Consider the following 16,957-nt stretch of genomic DNA (forward strand, 5'->3'; position numbering starts at 1 on the left):
TTTCACAGTTTTAACCGTTCAGGAATTACCCTCGCACATCCCTTTCCATTAAAGTAGATGACAGTTTCTTTACTCTGATAAACAACGGTTATCGGTCGGGCTATGTCATTTCAGATTAAATTTCATCAAATTCGGGCGTTCGTTGAAGTGGCGCGTCAGGGCAGCATTCGCGGCGCCAGCAGGACGCTGAATCTTTCGCAACCGGCGTTGACCAAATCGATCAAAGAGCTGGAAGAGGGCATGGCGGCGCAGCTCTTTGTGCGCCGAAGCAAAGGCGTGGCGTTAACCGAGTGTGGCGAAGGCTTCTATCAGCGCGCCAGGCTGATTCTGGAAGAGCTGCGCGCGGCGCAGGATGACATTCGCCAGCGGCAGGGCGAGCTGGCCGGGCAGATCAATATCGGGATGGGAGCGAGTATTTCGCGAAGCCTTATGCCTGCGGTTATCACCCGCTTTCATGCGCAGCATCCGCAGGTTAAGGTGCGAATTATGGAAGGGCAGCTGGTATCGATGATCAATGAATTACGCCAGGGCGAACTGGACTTCACCATCAATACCTATTATCAGGGGCCTTACGATCATGAATTTACGTTTGAAAAGCTATTAGAAAAACCGTTTGCCGTATTTTGCCGGGAGGGACATCCGGCGACGGGAGCAACCTCCATTAACGATCTGCTGCATTATAACTGGACCATGCCAACGCCCCGGGGAAGTTATTATAAGCAGTTAGAGGATGTATTTAGCCATCGCTCGCAAATACCCCGCATTGGCGTGGTCTGCGAAACATTTTCGTCGTGTATCAGCCTTGTCGCACAAAGCGATTTTTTAAGCATATTGCCGCAGGAGCTGGGTTGTGACCCCCTGTTGGCGGGGCGTCTGGTTATGCTGCCGGTTGTCGAATCACTTCCAAAAGCGACGTATTATTTAATTCAGCGTCGGGATTCGCGCCAGACCCCGCTTACGGAGTCGTTAATTACGCAATTCAGACGAGAGGCGCGGGCAATCGTCTCTGCGTGAAACATCATCCATAAAAAAACAGGGCCTGTCCGACATCAGACAGACCCTTCAGTACACACAGCAGTGCATCCCTTCGCATATCCTGGATGTTATATCCATGAGGCAGGTTAATTAAGTTATAACAGCTTTCTCTCAAAATGAAAGGCGGTTGAGTGTTTGATTTTATGGATATTTAAGCCAAATTGCGTGTTTTATTTACGCTGAAGTTTGAGTTAAGTGATGTTTAATTTTTCCCCGGCTGTCGATTGATATTCATCAGCTTGCTTTCAGCGCCACCCTACCCGGGGGAACGGCTGTTGAGGCACACCCCCCGCGAAGGTATAGTACAGGCTCAGATGTAGCCGGAGGATTTCCATGAACCCTGACGACAAATCACTGTTTCTTGACGCCATGGAGGATGTCCAGCCCCTGAAGCGCTGCGCAGATATTCACTGGCAGCCGAGCCGCAACACGCGGGCGCGCCAGGAGATTGATACCGAGCAGCTGGATAACTTCCTCACCCTGGGCTTTCTGGAACTTCTGCCCCTGGATGAGCCGCTGGCATTTCAGCGTGAAGGGATACAACAGGGCGTAATGGATAAGCTGCGCTCGGGGAAATACTCCCGCGAGGCCAGCCTGAACCTGTTACGTCAGCCCGCCGAGCGTTGCCGCCAGATGCTGTACGCCTTTATTCGCCAGGCCGGACGCGACGGATTACGCAATCTGATTATCATTCATGGAAAAGGGCGCGAACAGAATGCTCATCCCAACGTGATACGTAGCTATCTGGCGCGCTGGTTAACAGAGTTTGAGGAAGTGCAGGCCTTCTGCGTGGCGCTGCCGCATCACGGCGGCAGCGGGGCCTGTTATGTTTCACTGCGAAAATCCAACGACGCGAAACAGGAGAACTGGGAACGGCACGCCAAGCGCAGCCGTTAACGGGATTAGCGCGGGCGAGGTGCTCGCCCGCGCTGAACTCAGAAGGTTTCCCAGTTGCTGTCGGTGGCGGTGCCTGCCGTGGCCGGGCGCAACAGCTGTGGTGTTTTCACATGCGTTGTACGGGGCGCGGTGGCCTGTTGTTTACCGTTCAGACGAAATGCCGCTACCGCCTGGCGCAGCTGTTCGGACTGATCTTCCAGCGCCGCTGCCGCCGTGGCGGACTGCTGCACCAGCGCGGCGTTTTGCTGGGTGACGCTGTCCATCTGCGAAACGGCCAGGCTCACCTGTTCAATACCGCGACTCTGCTCATCGGACGCAGATGAAATCTCGCCCATGATATCGGTCACGCGGGTGACCGCCGCCACAATTTCCTTCATCGTTGCACCGGCTTCGCTGACCTGTTCAGAGCCGGTATTCACGCGGCTGACAGAGTTCTCGATAAGGCCCTTGATCTCTTTTGCCGCCTGCGCGCTGCGGCTCGCCAGGGTACGTACTTCCCCGGCGACCACCGCAAAGCCACGGCCCTGTTCCCCGGCGCGTGCGGCTTCTACCGCGGCATTCAGCGCCAGAATGTTGGTCTGGAAGGCAATGCTGTCAATCACGCCGGTGATGTGGGCAATTTGCTGCGAACTGTCGGCAATTTCCGTCATCGTGCGGACAACGTTATCCACCACATGACCGCCGCGCGCCGCGGTCTCAGACGCGTTCTTCGCCAGCAGGGTCGCCTGACGGGCGTTGTCGGAGTTCTGTTTCACCGTGGCGGTCAGCTCTTCCATGCTGGCTGCGGTCTCTTCCAGCGAGGCGGCCTGTTCTTCCGTACGGGCGGAAAGATCGTTGCTCCCGGCGGCAATTTCGCCTGCGCCGGTGTAGATGGAGTCGGTACTGCCGCGTACGGCGCTGACCGTGGTGACCAGAGATTGCTGCATCTCATGCAGACCGGCCGCCAGCTGGCCCATCTCATTGCGGCCAGAGAGGGTAATATCCTGCGTCAGGTCGCCCGCCGCAATGGTACGAATATGGTTCATAATGGTTTGCAGCGGTTTTAACAGCAGGTGCTGTAACCCCTGCCAGATCACCACCAGCACGGCGATAACGGCCAGGAATATAGCCGCCAGCGTCCATTGCATCTGGGTAAAGCTGCTCTGGTTCTCTTCGGCCGCGGCTTTCAGCAGCGTGTTGTTTTCGGCGCGCCAGCGGTTATAGACCGCTTCCATATCGTCCTGTGCCTGCTGCGCATCCAGATCGCCATAGGCCTGATAGTTGTCGGCACGCAGATACTCAATCGACAGACGCATCACTTCGTGCATCTGGTTCCAGGATTTCAGCATCTCGTCGGTTAGTGCCGCACTCTGGCCGTTAACCTGCGGCAGGGCCTGCCACTGTTTGTTATAGGCTTCTGCTTTACCCAGAGAGTTACCCGCGGTGCCAAGCAGTTTGTTGATCGCCTCAAGGGACGCCGGATCGCGCTGATTTTTCAGATAGCGGATGGCCACGCGCGTCACGGTAACGCGCGTTTTGATGAGGGTGTTAACGCTGTCGCTCAGGCTCTCCTGCTGGGCATTAAGCACCCCGGAGTTCTGGAAGTTATGGCGATCGTTGCTGACGGCAGAGTAGAACAACCCTCCCGTGACAACTTGTAGCAGGCAGAATATGGTGAGAGCAAAGATAATACCGGTAATCACGTGCAGATTTTTCAGCATAGCGGTCGTCCGTAAGAAAGTGCAGGGGTACACAAATACTATCGTCGTCTAAAATTTAAACTTTAATTTAACTCGCACTTAACTATGGGTTCTGGTCGGGAACCTGTTGTAAATCCGGATCTTTTTTATGAGGAAGGTGAACATGAGCAGCATCGATAAAAGCGGGACATACGCGCTGGGCACACGCACGGTTAAACGGCTGGGTTACGGCGCAATGCAGCTGGCCGGGCCGGGCGTTTTTGGGCCACCGAAGGACAAAAATGCCGCGCTGGAAGTGCTCCGGGAAGCCGTGGCGGCGGGCGTGAATCATATCGATACCAGCGATTTTTATGGTCCGCATGTGACTAACCAGCTGATCCGCGAGGCGCTGCATCCGTACCGGGACGATCTTACCCTCGTCACCAAAATTGGTGCGCGCCGCGACGATAAAGGCGCCTGGTTACCGGCCTTTTCCGCCCAGGAGCTGACCCAGGCGGTACACGACAACCTGCGCAATCTGCAGCTGGATGTGCTGGACGTGGTGAACCTGCGGATTATGTTTAGCGCACACGGACCGGCGGAAGGCTCGATCGCTGAACCGCTGTCCACCCTGGCAGAGCTACAGCAGCAAGGGCTGGTGCGACATATTGGTCTGAGCAATGTCACCGCCACGCAGGTTGCCGAGGCGCAGAAGATGGTGCCCGTGGTGTGTGTGCAAAACATGTACAACATCGTGAACCGTAGTGACGATGCGCTGGTGGATTCGCTTGCGCAGCAGGGGATTGCTTATGTGCCGTTCTTCCCGCTGGGCGGTTTTACGCCGCTGCAATCTTCCGGGCTGCAGGCGGTGGCGGACGACCTGGGGGCGACACCGATGCAGGTTGCGCTGGCCTGGCTGCTGCAACGTTCTCCGAACATTCTGCTGATCCCGGGCACCTCTTCCGTGGCGCATCTGCGGCAAAACCTCGCGGCAGGGGAGCTGGTGTTACCGCCTGACGCGCTGGCTACGCTGAATGCGCTGGTGTAATCACGTATAAACAGAGCCCGGAGGGATCCGGGCTTTGTTATTTAACGATCGGCAGATCGGAATAGCGCGTGGTGTAGCAGGGCGACAGCATATCCCGCTTCATCGCCCAGGATTTCACCGCCCCCTGGCCCGCAAACCACACAGACCCCCGGCCTGAACGGTTAAGGCGGTCGATAACCTGCATCAGGGCTGTACTGTCTGGCCGCGGTGGGTGTTCATCGAACAGGCTAAGTTGCGCCACGCCCTGACTGAAAAAGTCACTGAGCATGACGCCCGCTTTCATATAGCGATGTCCCTCTTTCCAGATTCGGTTCAATGACTCGATAGCTACCCTGATAATATCCCGCGTATCGTTGGTGGGGATCGTCAGCTTGCCGGAGGCCTGGTTACCATAAAAAACCTCGTCCTCTGCATGCGGGCTGGTGCGAATAAAGACGCTGATATAACAGCAAAACTGTTTCTCTTCGCGCAGCTTCTCGGCGGCGCGTTCGGCATAGGCGCAGATCGCCTGGTGCATATCGTCATACCGGGTGATACGGCTGCCGAAGGAGCGGCTACAGATGATTTGTTGCTTTGTTGGCGAAAACTCTTCCAGCGCCAGACACGGTTCACCGCGTAACTCGCGGGCGGTTCTTTCCAGCACGACATTAAAGTGTTTACGGATCACCCAGCTTGAACATTCCGCCAGATGCAGGGCAGTCTCGATCCCCATCAGATTCAGTTTTTTACTGATCCTGCGCCCGACGCCCCACACTTCGCTGACCGGTACCAGTGACAGCAATTTACGCTGACGATCGATATTCGATAAATCCACCACACCGTTGGTTTTCTTCCAGGTTTTGGCGGCATGGTTAGCCAGCTTGGCTAAGGTTTTGGTGGGCGCGATACCGACCCCGACCAGCAGGCCGGTCTCTTTGTACAGGCGCTGGCGGATAGCCTGACCGAACGCCTCCAGAGACATACACTGGCTGACGCCCGTCAGATCCAGAAAGGCTTCATCAATCGAGTAGATCTCCACTCTCGGGGCCATCTCTTCGAGAATGGTCATCACCCGGCGGCTCATATCCGCATACAGCGCATAATTGGAGCTAAAGACGTGTACCTTCTGGCGTCTCAGCTCATCCTTCAGCTTGAAGTAGGGACCGGCCATGCCGATCCCCAATGCTTTTGCTTCTGCTGAACGTGAAATGATACAGCCGTCGTTGTTTGAAACGACCACCACGGGTTTCCCCTTAAGGTCGGGCCGAAACGCCGTCTCGCAGGAGGTGTAAAAACTGTTTACGTCAACGAGCGCGAACATGGCGGTTAGCTTTCAGGGTAAACGTCACAACGCCGAAGATCTCCAGCTCGTCTTCTGCGGCAAAAACGACCGGTGCGTAGTCAGGATTATGGGGGATGAGCTGAAGACGCGGATGCGTTTGCAGCTCCTTCACGGTAAATTCGCCCGCGACCGCCGCAATCACAATATCGCCATGAACGGCGTTTAACGAACGGTCAACCACCAGCAGGTCACCATGGCTGATGCCTGCGCCGATCATCGAATCACCGCTCACCCTGACAAAATAGGTCGCGCTGGGGTGTTTGATCACCAGCTTGTTCAGATCAAGGCTATCCTCGACATAATCCTGAGCAGGGCTGGGGAAGCCACAGGGCACCCGCTCCATAAACAACGGAAGCAATAACGTGGCATCAGGCCCCAAAGGAGAGATCAACTGCATAATGGTTAACTCATATTACTGTGTTTATATACAGTATTCATGATTAACCAGAACGATCAAGAGACGGGAGGGGAATTTTCCGGAACTCGTTGAAAGTCGAAAATTTTTAGTTCAACAAGGCGCGCTGGCGAGTATGCATTCTGGAATGTTTAATTTTTCTTAATTATTTCAGGCAGTAGCTGTTCTATAACCCCCACAACGCTTCTGACCCTGTGTGGAATAAAGCGAGCGTCCGGATAAACCGCATAGAGAAAGCGGTCGGGTAACCGCCACGCGGGGAGTACCTGCACCAGCGTGCCGGTTTGCAACGCCCGTGCCGCGAGCGGTAGTTGCATACCGCCAATACCCATGCCTGCCTCCAGCGCCTGTAACAGGGCGTTGCTGGTATTGGCGCGGAAAACGGTATTCACTGCAATATCAATCGTTTCGTCATCAGAAACCAGGCGCAAAGGGGCGTCCGGCGGGATGCCGCTGAATCGCACGTGGGGAAGCGCCGCCAGCGCGTACACGGACTCGACCGGCGGGAATGACGGGGCGGCAAAGAGCGGCGTTTCAATGCGTGCCAGTACGCGTGCGGCATGGGTTTGCGGAGGCTCCGCGCTCAGCCGAAGCGCCACATCCACCCCTTCGGTGACCAGATCGGCGATGCGGTCATCAAGCGAAACCTGCAGATGTAATTCAGGATTCATGCGCTGTAGCGTCAGCAGGCGCGGCAACACGATCTGGCCCAGGCCGCTCGGCAACTGCACATGTACGGCTCCCTGATATTGATGCTCAACCGGGTTCAGGCGTCGCTCTGCTTCCTGCATGGCCTCCAGCACAAGCTGCATATCCCGCCGGTAACGCTCACCCTGCGCGGTGAGCTTCATCCTGCGCGTTGTACGATGCAGCAATACCACACCGAGCTCTTCCTCAAGGGCGGCGATCTGCTGGCTGACGGCGGACTGCTTGATCCCGGCCAGGCGAGCGGCAGCGGAAAAGGAGCCCGCTTCGGCGACGCGCAGAAAGGTGGAAATGGCGTTGAGCTTATTATTCATTTCGTGATTCTGCTTATAAATGCCATCGGATTCGGGGGATATATCAGAAAAAAATAATAGATCACACTGTGTCTGTCACCCCTTTCGGAGAAACACCATGAATACGACGCAGCAACACAGGGTCGCGCTGGTCGCTGGCGCCAGCGGGATTGTTGGCAACCAGCTAGTCAAAACGCTTTTGCGTAATCAGTGGGAGGTTATTGGCCTGAGCCGCCAGGCGGTATCTCACCCTGAAGGCATTGCGATGGTTAATGTTGATTTACTGGATGAGCAGGACAGCGCGCGGGCACTGTCATCGCTCAGCGGGATCACTCATGTGTTTTACAGCGCCTGGGTCAATGCCGCGAACTGGACAGAGATGGTTGAACCGAACGTCACCATGCTGCGCCATCTGGTCAGTAACCTCGAAAACACGGCGCCCCTTGAGACGGTCAGCCTGATGCAGGGCTACAAAGTCTACGGCGCGCATCTTGGCCCGTTCAAAACCCCGGCACGTGAAAGCGATCCCGGCGTACCGGGCGCGGAGTTTAACGCGGCCCAGCTCAGGTGGCTTAGCGATTTTCAACGGGGAAAAGCGTGGCACTGGAGCGCCATCCGGCCGGGCGTGGTGGGCAGCACGGTGCCGGGTAACGCCATGAATCTTGCCCTGAGCATCGCGCTGTACGCATCGCTGTGTAAGGCGCTGAATTTACCGCTGCGTTTTCCCGGCGCCGAACAGACCTGGCACAGCATTGTTGATCATACAGACGGTGAATTGCTGGCAGAGGCGACCGTGTGGGCCGCCACGTCGCCGGTAGCAGAGAACCAGGCATTCAATGTGAATAACGGTGACATCTGGCGCTGGAGCGAGCTGTGGCCACGCATTGCACACTGGTTTGAACTGGAGTCTGCCCCCCCGGTCCGGCTCTCATTTCAGCAGCTGTTTACGGACTACCGCGCGGTATGGCGCGAACTCGCCGCAGCTCGCGGGCTGGTGGAAAGCGATATTTTGCAGCTGAATGACGGCCAGTTTGCCGACTTCGTGTTTAGCTGGGATTACGATATGTTTGGCGATGGCAGCAAGCTGCGTCGGGCCGGGTTCACCGCCATGCGGGCCACCGACGAGATGTTTTTCAGCCTGTTCGCACAGCTCAGGGCGGCACGCATTATTCCCTGACAGGGGGGATGTTGTTCTCAGGAACGAACCCGTTATACTCGCTCATGACTGTGATCAACGGGATTGGTGAATATGCGGGAAGCAATCAGCGTTTTATTAATGGCTCTGCCGGTTATTGGGTTATATCTGGTGATAAGGAATGGAGTGAGGTCATTTCGCCAGCCAAAACGCATCGTTTCAGATGCCCAGGGCAAGAAGAAAATATCCACTAACCCGTGGTTTTTTGATTGTTTTTCCCGCAAGGTTTATTTTTATGATGAGCGATATTTTTATGAAATTCAGAAGGATAGAACCACTCAGGTTGAACTGGCCAGGATAGTAAACATTAAGCCGGGATCGACGATGGTCAATAATCGTCGGATCTGGTCAGTAAGCTATGTTGAAAACGGAAGGGAAAAACAGGTGCAGTTTTACCCGAACGTAACGATGTTTAATCATAATTTCTCTGCTTTTTTGATAGCGGTAAAAAACGCCAATCCACACGCCGATATTAAAGATCTTTCCGTTTTCAATTTCTGAATGCCACCATGCGGCATTCAGAGACGATCCAGCCAGTCACTAACCATTACCGCATCGACGCTCTGAACGCGGTACCCGCCAGCCCGTCACAAATCGCGACGATGCACCTCCAGCGCATTGATCAGACCTTCGGCCTCCTGGCAACGAAGGAGGACGCCAGATCCTGCTGGGCAATAAGCTGAAGACCATCACCGCAAATGGCACAAAGACACAGCAACTGGTGGAAGAGGATATTGCTGAGGTACTGAGAACCCGTTTTGCGCTGACGGCCGCGTAACGGATCGGGGGACAATTTCGCTTTCAGCACAGACCGGGTTTTATACGCTGTGCCGGTTGCGTAAACCGTCCCCCCACTGTAATAACAGACTGAACGACGCGGGCAGTACCGTGAGTGTGACCAGCGTCGCGACCAGCACCCCCCCGATAATGGCATACGCCATAGGTCCCCAGAATACCTGGTGCGAGATGGGGATCATGCCCAGAATGGCGGCACAGGCGGTCAGACAGATAGGTCTGGCCCGGTGCTCTGCGGCTGCGATAATGGCGGCAACGTTCGTCATCCCCTGAGCCAGATTGCTGTCAGCTTCGCCGATCAGGATCACCGCGTTACGAATGATCATGCCCGCCAGCGCGATCACGCCCAGCAGGGCGACGAACCCCATCGGTGTTCCACCCGGCAGCATCGCCAGAACGATGCCCGGTAAGCCAAACGGGGCCATGAACAGGGCCAGAAACATCCGGGAATAGCGTCGTAGCTGAAGCATCAGCAATAACAACATAATGACCAGCGTCACCGGAAGAACGGTAAAGACAGAGCGGTTTCCTTTATCGGATTCCGCAACCGCGCCGCCTTCCTCAATACTGTAGCCCGCAGACAAACGGGCACGCAGTTTATCCACTGCCGGGCGCAGCGCGGCGGAGACGACCTCGGCTCTGAGTCCCGGCGCAAGGTCAGTTTGCACGGTGATAAACGGCAGGCGCTGACGACGCCAGACAACCGGATCGTCCACACCCCAGACCGGCGTTGCGACAGCACTGAGCGGAATTTTTTTGCCATCGTTCCCCTCAACGGTCAGTGACGACAGTGTGGCCAGATTAAGACGTTCACTGTCTCTGGCGCGGAGCACCACATCCACCAGCCGGTCATTATCCCGTATTGAGGTCACGACGCTGCCGGACCAGACCGTATTCAGCGTCCGGGCCAGACTTTCTGACGACACGCCCGCAGCCCGGGCTGCCGTCTGATTCACCTCAAGGGTAATCACTCTCTCCGGTTCACCGGCGGTCTGGTTGACTTCACGTGAGAGCGGTGACTGGCCAATCACTTCCGTCAGGTGATTCGCCAGCGCCCGAACCTTCACATAGTCCGGCCCGCTAACCCGGTATTTGATTGGCCAGCCGACCGGGGGGCCGAGCTCCAGGGGCGATACGCGTGTGATGATGTCGCTAAATTGCGTCGCCAGTATCTTATTCAGCTGTGCGTGCAGACGGTCGCGGGCGGCGAGGTTTTTCGCGACCACCACCAACTGGGCACTGTTTTCATTCTCCAGCAGCACATCCATTGGCAGATAAAAACGGATAGCGCCCGATCCTACGTATGTTGAGTAATGATCGATATTGCTATTGCCTGCCAGCGCCTTCTCCAGCTTTTCAGCCTCTCTTTGCGTTTCCGGCTGTGAGGCGTTGGCCGGAAGCGTCAGGCTCACCAGCAGCTCTGGTCTGTCGGAAGCGGGAAAAAACTCACCCTGCATAAATGTCGTCCCGTATATGGACAAAACCAGTGCGGCAAGGGCGCAAAGCACGGTGGTGAGTCGGTGGCGCAATACCTTACGCAGCAGCCAGTGATACCCGCGTGCGAGCCGCCCCGGGCCGGAGGCATGATGCCTGACGTTCTCCGGCAGCAGCCATGTTCCGGTCAGCGGTGAAAACAGGATCGCGACCACCCATGAACACAGCAGGGCAATCAGCACGACCGCAAACAGAGAAAAGCAGTATTCACCCGCGCTGGATGCCGCAAAGCCGACCGGAATAAATCCGGCGATCATCACCAGTGTGCCGGTGAGCATCGGGAATGCCGTCGTTGTGAACGCCCGGGTTGCCGCTTGCCGACGGGAATCGCCAGCCTCCAGACGAGAAACCATGGTTTCCACGGTGATCATGGCGTCATCCACCAGCAGACCCAGCGCAATAATCAGTGCCCCGAGCGAGATGCGCTGCAGGCCAATCCCGGCCAGCATCATTCCGGCGAAGGTCATGGCCAGAACCAGCGGGATTGCCGCAGCCACAACCAGCCCCGCTCGTAGCCCCAGAGAGACAAATGAAACGGCCAGGACGATAACCACCGCTTCAATAAGAACCCTGATAAAACCACTCACCGCGTCACTGACTACCGCGGATTGATCGGCGACCTTCACCATCTCGATACCGTGCGGCAGCCCGGCGCTGAGGGCGGCCACTCTTTGATTCAACGCGGCGCCAAAGCGCAGCATATTGCCTGTCGGCGCCATTGAAATCGCCAGCCCGATAGCCGGTTTTCCGTTAACCCGGAACGCCGGTGAGGGCGGTTCGGCGCTTTTCCGGGTGAGGGTGGCAATGTCAGTCAGGGGGATATAACGATTGTTAATATGCAGCGTGACCGCGCGTAAACTCTCCTCTGAGGTGAGCGCACCGCTGACGTGGAGTGAGATGTTCTCCTGCCCCGTGCGTATGATGCCCGCCGGGACGACTGCATTCTGCGCCCTGAGCGCCTCCGCCACCTGCTGAATATCCAGACCCATCCCCGCCAGACGGGCCGGGGAAAAGGCCAGAACCATCTGTTCCTGCTGTTCACCCAGCAGGGTGGTTTTGCCGATATCCGGCAGGGACATCAGCTCCCGACGCAGTGTCTCCACCCGATCCCGAACCTCCCGCAGGGTATAGCCTTCGGGGATGAAGCCATAAATTGTGCCGAACGTGTCGTCAAATTCGTCGTTGACATCAGGGCCCTGAACGCCTTCTGGCAGAGACGGAGCGATATCCTGCATTTTCTTCCGCACCTGGTACCAGATATCCGGCACCGTTTGCGGCGGCGTATCATCGCGCAGGTTGACATGAATAACGGTGCGTCCTGCCCGGGTTTCGCTTTCGATATAATCAAGCCAGGGGATCTCCTGTAACTTTTTCTCAAGCGTATCCGTCAGCAGACGAGTCGTGTCCGCTACCGATGCCCCCGGCCACTGCGCGGAGACCACGGCCGTTTTGATGGTAAACGCCGGATCTTCGTTGCGCGGCAGGCGCTCGTAACAGAACACGCCCATCGCCATCACCAGCAGCATAAAGAAACTGACCATCTGCTGATTTTTAAGCGCCCAGGCGGAGAGGTTAAATGTCTCTTTTGTGCTTCTCATGTTCATGGCTGCTCCTCCCCGGCAATCACCTGTTCTCCTGAGCGTAATTTGCTCACGCCAGCCGTAATCACCCTGTCACCGGGCGCAAGACCGGAGGCGATGATGACGGAGGAGGCCGTGTAACGTGCAGGCACAACCACGCGCAGTTGCGCCTGAGATTGCCGGTTGATTACAAACACAGCGGGCTTGTCTGCGTAACGACTCAGTGCCGACGCAGGAAGGACGTAACCGCACGCGGCACTGGAGGGCAGGGTTACGGTGACGCTGGCACCCAGTGCCATGGCGGCGGGCGGGTTGTTCAGGGTGGCTCTGACCCGCCAGGTACGGGTCAGGGGATCGGCCTGAGGCGTGATATCGCGTAACACCGCTGAAGCATTGACCGTCGGGTCGCTGAGCAAGGCGACGCGGAAATCAGCCTTATCCGGTGAGGGGATATCATCAGGCGCGGCAATATCGAACACCACATCGCGGGCTTCACCGGTCGCCAGCGTCAGCACCGACTGGCCTGCGCTGACAATCTGGCCCGCAGAGGCGCTAACCGCGGTAATGATGCCTTCCTTCGGCGAGAGAAGGCGGGTCCAGCCCAGGCTTTCCCGGGCGTTGCGCAGTGCCGCCTCGCTACTTTTCAGACGCGCGCTGGCGACAAGCCAGTCTGCACGGGCTGTGTCGAGTTGTGTGCGGGCTATAGCGCCGGTGGACATCAGCGTTTGCATTCTGTTGACGTTGAGCGCGGCAATCTGCGCTGAGGCTTTGGCACCCTCATAGTCAGCGGTGGCCGCGTCGAGCTGATTTTGTCCGGTGGTATTGTCGAGGGTCGCCAGCAGTTGCCCGGCGGTAACCCGATCGCCAATATCGACGACGCGCGTGAGGATCCTGCCCCCGGTACGGAAACTCAGCGTCGTCTCATCATGGGCATGGATCTCACCGGTTCTTTCCAGTGCTGGCAGCGTTTTCGCTGAACCCACCACACTGTAGCGTACCGCCCGCACGGGGGGCGGCGTGTTTTCGTGTTTATCGCCGCAACCGGTTAGCGGGAAGATAGCCAGGGCAAGTATCACCAGGGGAATAAAGTGTAGCCAGGAAAGGGTGCGCGCCACGCTGTATACATGATGCAGGCTGTGGCGGAGGGAGAGAATGAATTCGTCTGACATAACGCCGCTCCAGAAAAGGGATGGCGTTATTTAATCGGCTGTTCATCGAGAAAGATTCGATGTTGTGTCAAGGGTTTATCAAGAGCGGGAATTTTCCTCGTCACAAGCGCGCCAGGGCAGCTGGATGCGCACCAGAAGCCCTCCGGTTTCTGGTAATGACGCGCTAATACTTCCCCCATGCGCCTGACAAATCGCCTGCGCAATTGATAAACCGAGGCCGCTGCCACCGGAGTGCCGGGCGCGTGATTGTTCCTCGCGGCTAAATCGCTTAAACATGTCCGGTAAAAAGTGCTTTGATACACCCGGACCGTCATCGGCGAATTCGAGGGTGTACTGCCCCTGGGCATAATGCAGGGCCACCTCCAGATGGCCTCCCTCGCGTCCATAGCGGAGTGAATTCTCCATGAGGATCGTAAATACCTGTCCCATACGGAACGCATCGCCTCTGAAGGGGCATGCGCGCGGGTTACGCAACGTTATCGTAAAATTTTGCGCATCGGCCTGCGGGGTTATCCAGTCTGCCCGCTCCTGAATCAGCTCATCCAGACGGAATGGCCTGTCTTCAAGCACAAGATTTCCCGCATCAGCCAAAGAGAGAAGGTGCAATTCATCGGTCAGCCGGTTGAGGTGCTGGAGCTGTTTCATCACCATCCCCAACTGCTCCGGGGTGGCGTCAAACACGCCGTCCATCATACCCTGCAGACGTCCAATGGCTGCCGTCAGGGGAGAGCGCAGCTCATGTGCCATGGCAACGTGCGAGGCGCGAAGCTCCTTTTCATAGCGAGCCAGTTGTCCGGTCATGGTATTAAAGTCAGCCGCAAAGCTGATCATTTCTGCGGGCGCATCTTTCACCAGCTCTGCCTGTCGGCCAAACTGCCCATCGGCCACATCTTTGGCCGCATCACGAAGACAGCTGAACTGCAGCGCCAGAGGGCGCGCGTGCTTAAGTCCCATTACCACAATGAAGGGGATCATCACCAGCACCAGCAGAGCCACGGTGACCCAGTCAGCCGAGGCGATAGATGGGGTGGAATAACTGAGCCCCCACCAGCTGTCTACAATATCGTGAAAGCGGGCCGGGTTTGACTGCGGATTCTGGCTGAGCGTGAGAAATTCCTGCCGGACCGCTGCGGGCATTTTGCCCATTATCCAGTAGTTCTGCACGGCGTAACGCAGCCACATACAGGCTGCTATAACGATCACGCTGCCAATCGCCAGCGCCAGAGGGAGGAATGACGGGTCTTTATCATGGCTGTCTGAACCTGTAACCCACGCCGCGAACGTTAACCAGCACGCCGGAAAGACCCGCGGCTTCGAGTTTTTTACGCAGGTTATAAATATGGGTATCCACCACCCGCTCCAGGGCCTCGCTTTCCGGCAAACAGTGCTCCAGTAAATATTGACGGGAAAAAGGACGCGAAGGTGAACGCATCAGCGTGGTCAGTAGCGAAAATTCCGTTGGGGTCAGATCCAGAACCCGCGGCGTGTTGTCATCATTGATGATGCTCGCCACGATGGCCGTGACATCCACCTCCAGCGTCTGCCAGCGAAGGATCTCTTCTTCGCGCGTGTTTTTATTGCTCCGGCGCAGCACCGCCTGCACCCGTGCCACGACTTCACCTGGATGATAGGGTTTAACGACATAGTCATCAGCCCCGTATCTCAACGCGCCGATGCGATCGGGCGTATCGCCCATAGCCGTCACCATGATAACGGGCACATCGCTTTTGCGACGCAGGCTGGCCAGCACCTCAGTTCCGTTGAGTCCTGGAAGCATGACATCCAGCAAGACAAGATCGGGTTTCCAGCGTTGCGCCATCTCCAGCCCGGCCAGCCCGTCCCCCGTGACGGTCACATCGTAATTTTCACGGCGTAAATAGGCTTCAAGAACGCCAGCCGCATCGGCATCATCTTCAATAATCAGCACTCTTCTGGACAACATCTGTTCACCTTGACCGTTTCTTAACACTATCCCGACTATTCATTGATTTAGCCAAATCATACTGCGCACAACGAAGAAGTGGAGACCAGTATGATAGCGAGAAAAAAAGCCCTGTATATGACTGTTCCTTTTCTGATGACGGCAGCATCCGGCGTACACGCCGATGAGGCACAAACGTCTTCCGACTATTTGACGATTGGGGCAGGAGGACGCTATGCGCCTCGTTATTCAGGCTCTGACAAGCAGGTATGGCAAGGGGTGCCTGTTTTACAGGGGCGCAAAGGTGCATTCTTTATTGATGCGCAGAAAGGCATTGGATATGACCTGCAAAATGACAGCGGCGTGTACCTTGAACATACGCTGGGTTACGACCTGGGGAGGGCGGACGAAAACGCCAGCTGGCGCGAGGGAGCGAATAATCTGAAAGGGATGGGAGAGATCGATACCAGCCTGAATACCGGACTGGCGGTCGGCTGGCAAATCACTTCCTGGCTGAGTGTGGAAGGCAAAGCGACCCTGCCTGTAACGGACAGTCAGGGGGTAAACTACCAGGCCTCTGTTACGCTGCTCCCTCTACAAACCAGTCAGGACACGATTGCTTTTCAGTCTGCATCCCTGTTTGGCGACAGCCGTTACCTCAATATCTGGTATGGGGTCAGTCAGCAGCAGAGTCAGCGCTCCGGTTATAGCCGTTATTCAGCGCCCGGTGGATTCTACGGTATAGACAGCAGCCTGACATGGAGTCATCAGTTCGATACCCATTGGGGCACGGTACTGAGTGCCGACTACACCTGGCTTGGGGAGCATGCAAATAACAGCCCGATCGTATCGCGACGTAACGAAGGCGCTGTCACCGCCGCCATCACCTGGACATTCTAGTGTAGTGGTGAGAGACGCGATCTCCCTCGGCGTAGCCGGGGTAATCATTACGGCCATCTATGTCATTACCTGGTACGTCTATGTATACGGGTGAACAGAGCTGGCCGGAGCGAGAAAATTCCTGGAAGATTATTTCTTCTTGTTCATCATCGTTTTCAAATCAGCAAACGGATTAAAGGTGGCGACACCCACATCTTTTTGCGCGTCTTCTCCCGCGACAACGGTGGTGCCGTACTGATCCGCTTCGGTGTACTTCGAGTGTTCATGATCGTGGCAAAACAGGCATAACAGCTCCCAGTTACTGCCATCTTCCGGGTTATTGGTATGGTCGTGATCGATATGGTGAACCGTCAGTTCCCGAAGGTTGGAATAGACAAATTCCCGTGAGCAGCGCCCACAGACCCATGGATAAATTTTTAATGCTTTTTCACGGTAGCCGCTTTCCAGCCGCGCGTAGTTTTTAGGGATCAGAGCCATTGCCGGTTTTACCTTCCAGGAAAAGAGTGAGCGAAATTATATCCCATTATGGAA

15 protein-coding genes and 2 pseudogenes are annotated in these 16,957 nt (G+C 56.3%); 8 read left to right on the top strand and 9 right to left on the bottom strand.

Going from position 1 to position 16,957, the window contains the following annotated elements; all coding sequences use genetic code 11:
- Positions 1 to 102: 102 nt before the first annotated feature.
- Positions 103 to 1,014: a LysR family transcriptional regulator gene (locus EQV24_RS01165; RefSeq protein WP_020688268.1), complete on the top strand. Its 912-nt coding sequence runs from the start codon at positions 103 to 105 to the stop codon at positions 1,012 to 1,014.
- A gap of 354 nt (positions 1,015 to 1,368) precedes the next feature.
- A complete protein-coding gene (smrA, locus tag EQV24_RS01170) occupies positions 1,369 to 1,932 on the top strand; it encodes a DNA endonuclease SmrA (RefSeq protein ID WP_013096859.1) in 564 nt (187 codons plus the stop codon).
- A gap of 38 nt (positions 1,933 to 1,970) precedes the next feature.
- On the opposite strand, the gene EQV24_RS01175 is transcribed toward smrA, so the two are convergent.
- Complete coding sequence (locus tag EQV24_RS01175; protein WP_130626036.1) at positions 1,971 to 3,632, bottom strand: methyl-accepting chemotaxis protein; 1,662 nt, start codon at positions 3,630 to 3,632, stop codon at positions 1,971 to 1,973.
- Between the two features lie 142 nt (positions 3,633 to 3,774).
- On the opposite strand from EQV24_RS01175, the gene EQV24_RS01180 reads away from it, so the two are divergent.
- On the top strand, positions 3,775 to 4,638 hold the full coding sequence (locus EQV24_RS01180; RefSeq protein WP_013096857.1) for an aldo/keto reductase family oxidoreductase: 864 nt from the start codon (positions 3,775 to 3,777) through the stop codon (positions 4,636 to 4,638).
- 37 nt (positions 4,639 to 4,675) lie between these two features.
- Here EQV24_RS01180 and umuC read toward each other — a convergent pair whose 3' ends face one another.
- From umuC to EQV24_RS01195, 3 genes are all read right to left on the bottom strand, one after another.
- Positions 4,676 to 5,938 carry a translesion error-prone DNA polymerase V subunit UmuC gene (gene umuC / locus EQV24_RS01185; protein ID WP_023620348.1) on the bottom strand — a complete coding sequence of 421 codons (1,263 nt, stop codon included), beginning with the start codon at positions 5,936 to 5,938 and terminating at the stop codon, positions 4,676 to 4,678.
- Complete coding sequence (umuD, locus tag EQV24_RS01190) at positions 5,922 to 6,356, bottom strand: translesion error-prone DNA polymerase V autoproteolytic subunit (RefSeq protein WP_029882790.1); 435 nt, start codon at positions 6,354 to 6,356, stop codon at positions 5,922 to 5,924. Before umuD ends, umuC begins: the two co-directional genes overlap by 17 nt.
- Before the next feature lie 149 nt (positions 6,357 to 6,505).
- Positions 6,506 to 7,393 carry a LysR family transcriptional regulator gene (locus EQV24_RS01195; RefSeq protein ID WP_130626037.1) on the bottom strand — a complete coding sequence of 296 codons (888 nt, stop codon included), beginning with the start codon at positions 7,391 to 7,393 and terminating at the stop codon, positions 6,506 to 6,508.
- Positions 7,394 to 7,490: 97 nt separating this feature from the next.
- Here EQV24_RS01195 and EQV24_RS01200 point away from each other — a divergent pair, with 97 nt between their 5' ends.
- From EQV24_RS01200 to EQV24_RS23755, 4 genes and pseudogenes are all read left to right on the top strand, one after another.
- Positions 7,491 to 8,549, top strand: coding sequence for an SDR family oxidoreductase (locus EQV24_RS01200; RefSeq protein WP_130626038.1), 1,059 nt, complete (start codon positions 7,491 to 7,493; stop codon positions 8,547 to 8,549).
- A 72-nt stretch (positions 8,550 to 8,621) separates the two neighbouring features.
- Positions 8,622 to 9,068 carry a hypothetical protein gene (locus tag EQV24_RS01205; RefSeq protein WP_045295893.1) on the top strand — a complete coding sequence of 149 codons (447 nt, stop codon included), beginning with the start codon at positions 8,622 to 8,624 and terminating at the stop codon, positions 9,066 to 9,068.
- 8 nt (positions 9,069 to 9,076) lie between these two features.
- Positions 9,077 to 9,250: a hypothetical protein gene (locus EQV24_RS23700; RefSeq protein ID WP_207905494.1), complete on the top strand. Its 174-nt coding sequence runs from the start codon at positions 9,077 to 9,079 to the stop codon at positions 9,248 to 9,250.
- Positions 9,220 to 9,345: pseudogene (locus EQV24_RS23755) on the top strand (arylamine N-acetyltransferase); the annotation flags it as partial. The gene EQV24_RS23700 and the pseudogene EQV24_RS23755, both read left to right, overlap by 31 nt.
- 40 nt (positions 9,346 to 9,385) lie before the next feature.
- Here the strand turns inward: EQV24_RS23755 and EQV24_RS01215 are convergent.
- The 4 genes and pseudogenes from EQV24_RS01215 to EQV24_RS01230 all read right to left on the bottom strand — a co-directional run bounded on the left by EQV24_RS01215 (position 9,386) and on the right by EQV24_RS01230 (position 15,547).
- Entirely contained in the window at positions 9,386 to 12,460 is a 3,075-nt protein-coding gene (locus tag EQV24_RS01215) for an efflux RND transporter permease subunit (protein WP_130626039.1), read from the bottom strand.
- A complete protein-coding gene (locus tag EQV24_RS01220) occupies positions 12,457 to 13,605 on the bottom strand; it encodes an efflux RND transporter periplasmic adaptor subunit (protein ID WP_130626040.1) in 1,149 nt (382 codons plus the stop codon). Before EQV24_RS01220 ends, EQV24_RS01215 begins: the two co-directional genes overlap by 4 nt.
- A 78-nt stretch (positions 13,606 to 13,683) precedes the next feature.
- Positions 13,684 to 14,855: pseudogene (locus tag EQV24_RS01225) on the bottom strand (ATP-binding protein).
- Positions 14,852 to 15,547: a response regulator gene (locus tag EQV24_RS01230; RefSeq protein ID WP_038419267.1), complete on the bottom strand. Its 696-nt coding sequence runs from the start codon at positions 15,545 to 15,547 to the stop codon at positions 14,852 to 14,854. The pseudogene EQV24_RS01225 and the gene EQV24_RS01230 overlap by 4 nt, the downstream one beginning before the upstream one ends.
- A gap of 90 nt (positions 15,548 to 15,637) precedes the next feature.
- Here EQV24_RS01230 and EQV24_RS01235 point away from each other — a divergent pair, with 90 nt between their 5' ends.
- On the top strand, positions 15,638 to 16,426 hold the full coding sequence (locus EQV24_RS01235) for a MipA/OmpV family protein (RefSeq protein ID WP_130626041.1): 789 nt from the start codon (positions 15,638 to 15,640) through the stop codon (positions 16,424 to 16,426).
- A 129-nt stretch (positions 16,427 to 16,555) separates the two neighbouring features.
- On the opposite strand, the gene yajD is transcribed toward EQV24_RS01235, so the two are convergent.
- Positions 16,556 to 16,903: an HNH nuclease YajD gene (gene yajD / locus EQV24_RS01240; RefSeq protein ID WP_020688254.1), complete on the bottom strand. Its 348-nt coding sequence runs from the start codon at positions 16,901 to 16,903 to the stop codon at positions 16,556 to 16,558.
- Between the last annotated feature and the right edge of the window lie 54 nt (positions 16,904 to 16,957).

The sequence above is a fragment of the Enterobacter sp. A8 genome (assembly GCF_004296595.1).
Lineage (GTDB): Bacteria > Pseudomonadota > Gammaproteobacteria > Enterobacterales > Enterobacteriaceae > Enterobacter > Enterobacter cloacae.